The sequence below is a fragment of the Kitasatospora sp. NPDC036755 genome, from assembly GCF_040636595.1.
Taxonomy (GTDB): Bacteria; Actinomycetota; Actinomycetes; order Streptomycetales; family Streptomycetaceae; genus Kitasatospora.
This window is the reverse complement of record NZ_JBEZUT010000322.1, coordinates 1-9928: the sequence shown is the minus strand read 5'-3', so window position 1 is coordinate 9928 and position 9928 is coordinate 1. Positions and strand designations below refer to the sequence as shown.

The 9928-nt window shown below is 72.9% G+C and carries 7 protein-coding genes and 2 pseudogenes; 3 read left to right on the top strand and 6 right to left on the bottom strand.

Annotated elements, in window-relative coordinates; genetic code table 11:
- A partial coding sequence (locus AB0E96_RS33325; protein ID WP_359829533.1) for an AAA family ATPase occupies window positions 1-558 on the bottom strand: 558 nt, incomplete at its 3' end.
- A gap of 246 nt (window positions 559-804) precedes the next feature.
- Between AB0E96_RS33325 and AB0E96_RS33320 the strand changes: the two genes are divergently transcribed.
- The 3 genes from AB0E96_RS33320 to AB0E96_RS33310 are packed head-to-tail and all read left to right on the top strand — an operon-like array spanning window position 805 to window position 3545.
- Complete coding sequence (locus AB0E96_RS33320; RefSeq protein ID WP_359829532.1) at window positions 805-1758, top strand: CoA ester lyase; 954 nt, start codon at window positions 805-807, stop codon at window positions 1756-1758.
- 2 nt (window positions 1759-1760) lie between these two features.
- On the top strand, window positions 1761-2996 hold the full coding sequence (locus AB0E96_RS33315) for an aminotransferase class I/II-fold pyridoxal phosphate-dependent enzyme (protein ID WP_359829531.1): 1236 nt from the start codon (window positions 1761-1763) through the stop codon (window positions 2994-2996).
- 18 nt (window positions 2997-3014) lie between these two features.
- Window positions 3015-3545: a MaoC family dehydratase gene (locus tag AB0E96_RS33310; RefSeq protein ID WP_359829530.1), complete on the top strand. Its 531-nt coding sequence runs from the start codon at window positions 3015-3017 to the stop codon at window positions 3543-3545.
- 51 nt (window positions 3546-3596) lie between these two features.
- Here the strand turns inward: AB0E96_RS33310 and AB0E96_RS33305 are convergent, their stop codons facing one another.
- The 5 genes and pseudogenes from AB0E96_RS33305 to AB0E96_RS33285 form a co-directional block, all read right to left on the bottom strand.
- Window positions 3597-4568: a zinc-binding dehydrogenase gene (locus AB0E96_RS33305; RefSeq protein ID WP_359829529.1), complete on the bottom strand. Its 972-nt coding sequence runs from the start codon at window positions 4566-4568 to the stop codon at window positions 3597-3599.
- 83 nt (window positions 4569-4651) lie between these two features.
- Window positions 4652-5977 (bottom strand): peptide ligase PGM1-related protein, encoded by a 1326-nt coding sequence (locus tag AB0E96_RS33300; RefSeq protein ID WP_359829528.1) that lies wholly within the window; start codon window positions 5975-5977, stop codon window positions 4652-4654.
- Window positions 5978-6228: 251 nt separating this feature from the next.
- A pseudogene (locus tag AB0E96_RS33295) lies at window positions 6229-7185 on the bottom strand (chitinase); the annotation flags it as partial.
- Between the two features lie 195 nt (window positions 7186-7380).
- Window positions 7381-7950, bottom strand: a pseudogene (locus AB0E96_RS33290) (carbohydrate binding domain-containing protein); the annotation flags it as partial.
- A 291-nt stretch (window positions 7951-8241) separates the two neighbouring features.
- On the bottom strand, window positions 8242-9768 hold the full coding sequence (locus AB0E96_RS33285; RefSeq protein ID WP_359829527.1) for an FMN-binding glutamate synthase family protein: 1527 nt from the start codon (window positions 9766-9768) through the stop codon (window positions 8242-8244).
- Window positions 9769-9928: the final 160 nt, after the last annotated feature.

Here is a 9928-nt window from a genome sequence, read left to right as displayed (position 1 = left end):
CTGGAGAAGGCCGGGCTGGTCCTGGTGGCCGGTGCGGGCCGCCGGACCGGCGGCCGTGGCGGGCGGCCCGCCGAGCCGGGCCAGCAGGCCCGCCCTGACCAGCGAGGACTTGCCCGCCCCGGACGGCCCCGAGACGACCACCAGCCGCCGTTCGTCCAGCAGGGCGAGCAGCCGGTCCAGCAGCGCCTCGCGGCCGAAGAACCGCTCGGCGTCGGCCGCCTCGAACGCGGCCGCGCCCGGATAGGGGGCCCGTCCGACGTCCTGGGCGCGCCGCCGGGCCGCGGTGTCGGCGGCCAGGTCGGCGGCGAGCAGCTGCCAGCGGTGCTGCCACTCCCGCACGTCCCCGCCGCAGGCCTGCACGTAGGCGAGGGTGACGGCGAGGCTGGGCAGCCGCCGGCCTCCCGCGGCCACCGACAGGCTGGCCGCCGAGCAGTGGGCCCGGAGCGCGAGTTGACGGTACGGCGGACGCCCGGCGCGCTCCCGCAGGGCCCGTAGATCACCCGCGAAGCGCAGCAGCGGCCCGTCCCCAGGGTCCAGTGGACTCTCCCGACGCGGCATTAACGGCCCCCTTCTCCGTTGAAGCGGTGTCCCGCAGACACGCGTGCCCGCACGCCACACGCGTCGCGGGTGCCCCGTGTCCGATCTCCCCCGGTGATTCATCATGCACAGCACCATTGGCGTCAAACAATGGTGCGTGCGGGTCGGTTGTTCCGAGTTGATGTTCAATGTCCAGCCGTACGGCGCCGAACAAAGCCCGTGGGATAGAACCGGAACCCTCAGCCTTCGCTGACTTCGGAGATGTCCATGAAGTTCACGCGGTACTGCCGCTCCCTCCTGTCCACGCCCGCGATGGCGGTGGAGCGGTACGGCAAGAGCCACCAGTCCGGGGCCGACATCGCCATGGTCGATCTGGAGGACTCGGTCCCACCCACCCGGAAGGAGGAGGCCCGTCGGCTCGCCGAGGAGTTCTTCGCCCTCCCGTCCACCAAGCTCGCGCGCAGCGCGGTCCGCATCAACACCCTCTCCGGGCCGGAAGGCCTGCGCGACCTGATCGCCATCTCCCGCTACCGGGTCAAGCCGGACCTGGTGCTGGTCCCGATGACGGAGTCGCCCCGGGACATCGAGATCGCCGCCGGCGCGCTCGGCGCGGACTGCCCGGAGACGGAGTTCCTGGCCGTCGTGGAGACCCCGCTGGGCATCGAGCACGCGCCCGCCATCGCGGCCGCCGGGCACCGGCTGCGCGGGCTGGTCTTCGGCTCGGCCGACTACGCCTTCGCGGTCGGCGCCCGGCTCTCCTGGGACGCCCTGGCCCACGCCCGCGCCCGGGTGGTCAACAGCGCCCGCGCCGTGGGCGTGGAGGCGATGGACGCGCCGTTCTTCGAGGTCACCGACCTCGACGGGCTGCGCCGGGAGGCCGGGCTCGCCCGGGACTTCGGGTTCAGCGGCAAGATCGCCATCCACCCCCGCCAACTGCCCCTGATCAACGAGACGTTCAGCCCCGACGAGGAGCTGCTGGCCCGCGCCCGCCGGGTGGTCGAGGCGGGGCTGGAGAACGGCCGCTCGGTCACCGTCGTCGACGGGGTGATGGTCGGCATGCCGTTCTTCGAGGCCTCGCAGCGGCTGATCGAGCAGTTCGACCCGGCCGGGACCGACGAGCCGCGCCGGTCCGCCGGTCCGCACCACCCCCAGCACCGCCCGCACGGCCGCCCCCAGGGCCACGCGCCCACCGACACCCCGACCCACTCGACGGAGAAGTGACGATGACCGAAGAATCCATCCTCGGCCCGCGCCGGTACCGCAACGCCGATGCCATGCTGGCCACCGCCGACCCGGTCTGGCAGACGGCCGCCGCCAACGGCCTGATCGGCATCACGGTGGACTCGGAGTCCAACAACCGGCTGACGGTCCGCGAGAACGGCCACGCGTTCGCCAACATGGTCTCCTGCTCGTACCTGGGCCTGAACGACCACCCCGCGGTCCTGGCCGGCGCGGTGGACGCGCTGACCGAGTCCCGCAACACCTCGCTGGTCATCTCCACCACCCGGATCCGGCACAACCTGCTGGTGCGGATGGAGGAGGAGCTGGGCGAGCTGTTCGGCGCGCACATCCTGCCCGGGGCGTCCTGTACCTCGCTCACCGCGGGCATCCTGCCGCTGATCGCCTCCGGCCACCTGGACGGCACCTGTCAGGGCGGCGGCGGGCCCCGGGTGATGGTCTTCGACCGCTTCTGCCACTTCTGCATGGCGTACGTGAAGCCGATCTGCGCCGACGAGTCACTGGTGCTGAACTGCCCGCACAACGACCTGAACTACCTGGAGGACGTCTGCCGCAAGTACCCGCGGGTCGCCTACGTGGCCGACGGCGCGTACTCGATGGGCGGCACCGCGGCCCTCGACGGGCTGCTCGAACTCCAGGACCGCTACGGGCTGTTCCTCTACATCGACGACTCCCACTCGCTGTCCATCATGGGCGAGCGCGGCGAGGGCTTCGTCCGCTCCCGGCTGGAGATGAACCCGCTGACGGTGATCACCGCGAGCCTCGGCAAGGGCTTCGGCACCAGCGGCGGCGTCGCGATGCTCGGCAACCGCGAGCAGTTCGAGTTCCTGCACCGGCACGCCGGCCCGGTCGGCTGGTCGCAGAACATCCCGCTGCCGCTGGTCGGCGCCTCGCTGGCCAGCGCGGCCATCCACCGCTCCCCCGAACTGGGCGAGCTTCAGGCCAAGCTGGCCCGCAACATCGAGCTCTTCGACGAGCTGCTGCCGACCACCTTCGCGGGCAACGGCCTGCCGGTGCGCCGGGTCGACGTCGGGGAGGCCGAGCGGGCCGTCAAGCTGTCCGCCCAGCTCTTCGAACGCGGCTTCTACAGCTCGGCGGTGTTCTTCCCGATCGTGCCCAAGGGCGAGGCCGGGCTCCGGCTGATGATGCGCGCCGACATGGACGAGCGGCTGATCCGCGAGTTCGCCGGCCACGTCAAGGAACTCACCTCCGACCTCTAGGACTTGGGAGCAGCCGCGATGGACACCACCGAACCCGCCGGGTACCGGCGGATCGGCGAGCGCCGCTACCGCGAGGTGGTCGGGCGCTACTACGAGGAGTTCGAGGTCGGCGACGTGGTCGAGCACCGCCCCGGGCGGACCGTCACCGAGCTCGACAACGTCCTGATGAGCATGCTGAGCATGAACGACGCCCCGCTGCACATCGACGCCGCCTACAGCGAGCACACCCCCTGGGGCAAGCCGATCGTCTCCAGCCTGGTGACGCTCAGCCTCGTCGGCGGGATGACCGCCCGCTCGACGAGCGGGCGCACCATCGCCAACCTGGGCTGGGAGAACATCCGGATGACCCACCCGGTGTTCACCGGCGACACCCTCTACGCGGAGACCGAGACCCTCGCCAAGCGGCTGTCCAAGAGCCGCGCCGGGCAGGGCATCGTCCGCTGCCGCACCACCGGGACGAAGTCCACCGGCGAGGTCGTGGTGGTCTTCGAGCGCAGCTTCCTCGTGCCGCTGCGCGGCCACGGCCTGGACGAGGTCGCCGGGTACTGACGTGCTGCCGGGCCCGACGGCTGCCACCGTCGGGCCCGGCCCCCGTACGGCTCAGTCCTCGCGGTGGACGTCCACCAGCACCTTGCCCACGGTCTCCCGCGCGGCCATCGCCCGGTGGGCCGCGGCCACCCCGGACAGCGGCACGGTCCGGTCGATCCACGCCACCAGCCGCCGCTCGGCGGCGAGCCGGAACAGGTGGTCGGCGACGTCCTCGAACAGCTTGCGGTCCGCCAGGACGTGCTTGAGCCAGAAGCCCTGCGCCCCCGCCGAGCGCAGGGTCAGCTCGCCCATCGTGAAGCCGTCCTCCACGCCCTCCCGCGCACCGACCGACACCAGCCGGCCGAACGGCGCCAGTGCGGCCAGCCCGGCGCGCAGCACCGGGCCGCCGACCGAGTCGAGGAACAGGTCCGGCCCGCCCCCCTCCGCGAGCCGCCCGGCCAGGTCCGGGTCCGCGGGGTCGAGCACGGTGTCGGCGCCCAGGGTGCGCAGGAACTCCCGCTTCTCCGGGGTGGAGGCCAGGGCGACCACCCGGCCGGCGCCCAGCTCCCGGGCCAGCTGCACCGCCAGGTGGCCGACCCCGCCCGCGGCCGCGGTCACCGCGACGGTCTCGCCCGCCCGCAGCCGCCCCGCCAGGACCAGCGCGCCGTAGGCCGTAGCCCCCTGCTCCAGCAGCCCGAGCGCCTGCTCGTCGTCCACCCCGTCCGGCACCTCCACCGTGTGCGCCGCCTCGGGAGCCGCCACCCGGGCGTACCCGCCGCCGGTGCGCAGCAGCGCGACGACCCGGCGGCCGTCCTCCCGGCGCCGCCCGACCACGTCGACTCCGAGCACCGCGGGCAGCGGGAACCGGAGGTACTCGCCGGTGCGGCACTCCAGGTCGGCGTAGTTGACGCCGGCCAGGGTGACGTCGACCAGCACCCGGCCCGGGGCGGGCTGCGGTTCCGGCACCGTCTCGACGCGGAGCTCCTCCGGGCCGCCGTAGCGGTGGATCACCAGCGCGCGCATCCCGTTCCCGTCCACGGTCACGTTGTCTCCCTCGGTTTCGCCCACTGTCGTCCCGTCCTGATCCGTTTCCCCCACGAGCCCGCCGCCCGTGGGCGGCTCGGCGCTCATCGGGCGAACACCGCGAGCAGCTCGGCCTCCAGGGCCCGGGCGGCCTCCGGGGTCTCGGCGACCACGCCGTACATCACCGAGCCGTCGGCGGGCCCGTAGTCGCTGCTGAACAGCACACCGGTGCCGGTCTCCGGGTCGAAGGCCAGCCCGGCGGCGCCGATCGCCGCCACCGCCTCGGCGAAGGACGGCACCCTGAGGCCGCCGAGCTCCAGGATGTGGCGCGAGCCGCGGTGCTCCTCGCGCAGCAGGCGGCCGAAGAAGACGTCGAGCAGGTGGCTGGAGCCGGTGAGCCGCGCGTTGGTCTCGTGGAAGAGGATCTCGCCCTTCGGGGTCAGCACGGCGTCCGCGCTGATCGTGCCCCGGTAGCCGATCCCCCGCAGCACCTCGCACAACCGGGCGCCCCGGTCCACGAGTTCGGCCAGGACCTCCGGGGCCGGGGTGACCGGCGGGGTGATCTCCCCGACCACCACCGGCCGCATCAGCATCTCGCCGCAGCCGGACAGCGACACGCCCGCGTCCTCGACCAGGAACTGGGCGTAGAGCGCCGCGCAGTCCGCGAAGTACCGCTCCACCACGACCCGCTGGCCGCGTCCGCCGGTCAGCCAGGTCCACCGCTCGGCCACGTACCCGGCGACCGCCGCCCGGTCCGGCAGCGGCACCACCCGCTCGGCGCCGACCGCCTCCACCCGCTCGTCCCGGGCGAGGACCTCGTTGCCGAGGCCGCCGCCCTGGTACTCGACCTTCACCATCACGCTGTGCCCCTGCCCCAGCAGGTGCTCGATCGCGGCCTCGACCTCGGCCGGCGTGCCGGCCACCCGCCCGGGCGGGATCGGCACCCCGGTGCCGGCGGCCAGCGCCCGGAACCCGGCCTTGCTGTTGACCAGGGCGTTGCCGCCCTGCGCGGCGAAGGGCTGCCCGGGCATGGCGTGCGCGAGGCCGAGCGCGGCCGCCAGCTCGGCGACCGCGCCGTTCGGCGCGATGGCCAGCACCTCGTCCACGGCCCGCCCCTCCAGGACGCGCCGCAGCTCCGCCTGGAAGCCCGGGTCCGCCAGGCGGTCGCCGGTGAGCACCTGGCCCCCCTGGGCGCCCGGCGGCGGCACCACGAAGCGCAGGCTGTCGGCCCGCACACCGGTCAGCCCGGTGACGTACGCCAGGAACTCCGGGTCGGGGCCCGAGGGCAGCACCAGGACGTCGCCGTCCCGGGCCCACCAGATCATCCGCTGCGCCCCGCATCCGGCGAACAGCTCCTCCGCCGGTGTCATCCCGGTGAGGTCACCGACCATCTCCTCGGTGCGGTTGTTCGCGATGCAGAGCGTCGTCATCTGGTGGACCTTCCCGGCGTTCGGCGCTGTTGTGACGTGTGCTCCTGGTGTAGCGCAGCGGGGTTGTTCTGGTTCGGCGCTCGGTCATTGAACAAAACGCCGAACAACCGGGGCCCCGGCCGGAGGGTCCGGCCGCCGCTCCGGTCCCCGGGATTCCGGGCGGACCCGTCCGCGAACGCCCGCGCCCCGGAGCGGTGCTCCGGGGCGCGGGACGCCGGCTGTGCCTCAGCGGATGCCTCGGCGGCAGGGGATCAACGCCCCTGGAGGCGCTTGACGTTGTCGCCGAAGGACCAGCCCTTCGAGCCGTCCCAGTTGATCGACCAGGTCATGAGCCCCTTCAGCGATCCGCTGAAGGCGTTCCACGACTGGCCGACCAGGCCCGGGTCCATGTAGCCGCCGCCCGCGCCGGGCTGGGCCGGCAGGCCGGGCACCTGCTTGTCGTAGGGCACCTTGACGGTGGTGCCCTGGATGGTGAGGCCGTTGTTCAGGCAGGTGGTCTGCGCGGTGAAGCCCTGCACGGTGCCGGCCTGGTAGGAGTCACCGGAGCAGCCGTACATGCTGCCGTTGTAGTACTGCATGTTGAGCCACCACAGCTGCCCGTTGTCGGCGTACTTCTTGACGATCGGCAGGTAGGCGCCCCAGATCGACCCGTAGTTGACGCTGCCGCCGGTGACGTACGCGGTCTCGGGGGCCATCGTCAGGCCGAAGCCCGCGGGCATCTGGGCGAGCACGCCGTCGATGATGCGGATCAGGTTGGCCTGGGAGGCGGACAGCGTGTTGATGTTGCCGCTTCCGGACAGGCCGGTCTCGATGTCGATGTCGATGCCGTCGAAGTTGTACTTCTTCAGGATCGGGACGACGGTGGCGACGAACTTGTCCGCGACGGTGCTGGAGCTGAGGTCGATGCCGGCGGCGGCGCCGCCGATGGACATCAGGATGGTCGCCCCGGCCGCCTTGGCCTGGCACATCTCGGCGGGGGTCGACACCTTGACGTTGCTGTCCATGCCGTCCTGCCACAGCACGGTGCCGTCCGAGAGGATCACCGGGAAGGCCGCGTTGATGACGTTGTAGCCGTGCGCGGCCATCCGGCTGTCCGTGATCGGGACCCAGCCCATGCCGGGGTGGACGCCGTTGAGGGCGCCGTCCCAGTTCTCCCAGTACCCCTGCAGGACCTTGCCCGAGGGCTTGGGCTTCGTGGGGCAGGTGTCGCCCTTCGGCGGGGTGGAGGTGGGCGGCGGGGTGGTGGGCGTCGTGGAGGTCGGGGGCGGGGTCGTGGGCGGCGGGGTGGTGGGCGGCGGCGTGGTCGTCGTCGCGGTGGCGGTCGGCGAGGGGCTGCTGCCGCCGGGGCCGGTGAGCGACACGTCGTCCGCGTAGAACGCCGGCTGCCCGTACCAGCCGTGCAGGTAGACCGTCACCGAGGTGGTGTTCGCCCCGGTGCTGAAGTTGACGCTGAGCTGGCCGTACGAGGCGTTGCCCGCCGTCCAGGTGGACGGGTCGCTGCCGCCGCCGGTGCCGGAGGCGCCGAGGTAGACATAGCTGCCCTGGACGTACGCGCTCAGCGTGTACTGGGAGTTGGGCTGCACGCTGACGGTCTGGCTGCACTGGGCGGTGTCCTGGCCGGTCGGTGTGGCCTGGAGCGCGCCGGAGCCGGAGTGGACCGGGCTGCCGACGGCCGCGCCGATGCCGCCGGAACAGGTCCAGCCGGAGAGCCCGCTCTCGAAGCCGGGGTTGGCCACCTGGTTGGGGGTGGCGGCACCGGCCGTGACGGTGCCGGCCACCGCGATGCCGGCGCCGATGACGGCGGCGGCGCTCACCACGGCGAGGGAGCGGTTCAGGACGCCCGGCCCGCGCTCGGCGCGACCGGCCCGGTTCACCCGTGCCGCGCGCTCCACCGTCGCCCGGTGCGGGCGGGGGGCTCCGATCGGCTCACTTCCGCCCGACGGGCGTGGCGTACGCGACCTCCGACGAAACATGCTGTGCTCCCTTTTCCGCCGGGCGTCATGGACATGACCGACGCGTGGGGGCGTGACGCCCGGCTCTGGGTGAAGTGGGGGGACGTGCAGGGGGGTGCCGGACCGGATCGTAGGAGGGGGGACCGGGCACGTCAATAGGTCTGGACCAATTGAGGTCTGGACCAATTCCCGGGAGCGGGTGGCGAACAGGCCGAGGAGCCCCCGCGAAACGCGCCGGCGGCCGGTGCCGCGGGTCCGCGAGGACCCGGCACCGGCCGCCGGACCACCGGCCGGAGGCCGGCGGCGGGGGAGTCAGGCGGACGGCCCCGCGGTCATCAGCGCCGTGATCTCCTCGGCCAGCCGCGGGCCGAGCTCGCCCCAGCCCTCCTTGTAGCCGTAGACCCCGCCCAGGGTGCGGGCCTCGTAGTCGCCGTTCATGATCTCGATGTCGTCGGCCGTGATGAGCGCCGGGTGCGCCACGCCGACGGCGGACGAGACCTTCAACAGCTCCTTGCGCAGGGTGCGCAGGTAGACCGCGGCCCGGGTGGACTTCGAGGCCGGGTCGACGCCCCGGGCCAGCCACGGGTTCTGGGTGGCGATGCCCGTGGGGCACTTGTCGGTGTGGCACTTCTGCGCCTGGATGCAGCCGATCGACAGCATCGCCTCACGGGCCACGTTGATCATGTCGACGCCCAGGGCGAAGGCGACCGCGGCGTTCTCCGGCAGACCGAGCTTGCCGGAGCCGATGAAGGTCAGGTCATCGGTCAGCCCCAGCTCGGCGAAGGTGCCGTAGACCCGGGAGAAGCCCATCCGGAACGGCAGCGACACCGAGTCGGCGAACATCCGCGGCGCCGCCCCGGTGCCGCCCTCGCCGCCGTCGACCGTCACGAAGTCGACCCCGCGGTCGCCGCGCGCCATCAGCGTGGCCAGCTCCTGCCAGAAGCCCAGGTCCCCGACCGCGCTCTTGACCCCGACCGGCACGCCGGTCTCGGTGGCGAGCAGTTCGACGAAGTCGAGCATCGAGTCGACGTCACCGAAGGCGGTGTGCCGCGACGGGGAGGCGCAGTCCTTGCCGACCGGGATGCCACGGATCCCGGCGATCTCCGGCGTCACCTTCGCACCCGGGAGCATCCCGCCCAGCCCGGGCTTGGCGCCCTGGGAGAGCTTGATCTCTATCGCCCTGACCGGGGCACCGGCGACGATCTCCTTCAGCTTCTCCAGGTTGAAGCTGCCGTCCTCGTTGCGGCAGCCGAAGTACGCCGTGCCGAGCTGGAGGACGAGGTCGCCGCCGTTGCGGTGGTGCGGCGAGAGGCCGCCCTCACCCGTGTTGTGCATCGCGCCGGCCTGCGCCGCCCCCTTGTTGAGGGCCGTGATGGCCGCGCCGGAGAGCGACCCGAAGCTCATCGCCGAGATGTTCACCACGCTGGCCGGCCGGAAGGCCTTGGCGCGCCCGCGCGGCCCGCCCAGCACCTTGGCCGAGGGCAGGGCGGCCTGCGGGTCGTGGGCGTCGGGCAGCGGCCCGGCGAAGGTGCGCTGCTTCAGGTAGGCGTGGCCCTGGACGTGTGCGACGTCCACCTCGGTACCGAAACCGAAGTAGTTGTTCTCCTCCTTCGCCGACGCGTAGATCCAGGTGCGCTGGTCACGGCTGAAGGGGCGCTCCTCCTCGTTGGAGGTCACGATGTACTGCCGGAGCTCCGGCCCGATCCGCTCCAGCAGGTACCGGGCGTGCCCGACCACCGGGAAGTTCCGGAGCAGCGCGTGCTTCTTCTGCACGAGGTCACGGGCTGCCAGGAGCGCCACCGCCGACGCGGCGGCCGCCCCGATCTTCCGGGCTTGCATGAGGGTTCCTCCTCGGTGTCGGACGGCAGGCACCCGGCCGGGCCGGCACCGGCGTCCGTCGAACAGTGCCAACCGATGGTAAGAGGCCGCCCCCGCCCGCCCGCCGCCAGGGCCCGGTCCGCGCCACGGGCCCGTCCGCCCGGCCGCACCGGCCGACCGT

What these genes read in the sequence shown, in the direction of transcription:
- AB0E96_RS33320 (WP_359829532.1), top strand. Translation starts at nt 805, where the DNA reads ATGAAGTTCACGCGGTACTGCCGCTCCCTCCTGTCCACGCCCGCGATG.
- AB0E96_RS33315 (WP_359829531.1), top strand. Translation starts at nt 1,761, where the DNA reads ATGACCGAAGAATCCATCCTCGGCCCGCGCCGGTACCGCAACGCCGAT.
- AB0E96_RS33310 (WP_359829530.1), top strand. Translation starts at nt 3,015, where the DNA reads ATGGACACCACCGAACCCGCCGGGTACCGGCGGATCGGCGAGCGCCGC.
- AB0E96_RS33300 (WP_359829528.1), bottom strand. Translation starts at nt 5,977, where the DNA reads ATGACGACGCTCTGCATCGCGAACAACCGCACCGAGGAGATGGTCGGT.
- AB0E96_RS33285 (WP_359829527.1), bottom strand. Translation starts at nt 9,768, where the DNA reads ATGCAAGCCCGGAAGATCGGGGCGGCCGCCGCGTCGGCGGTGGCGCTC.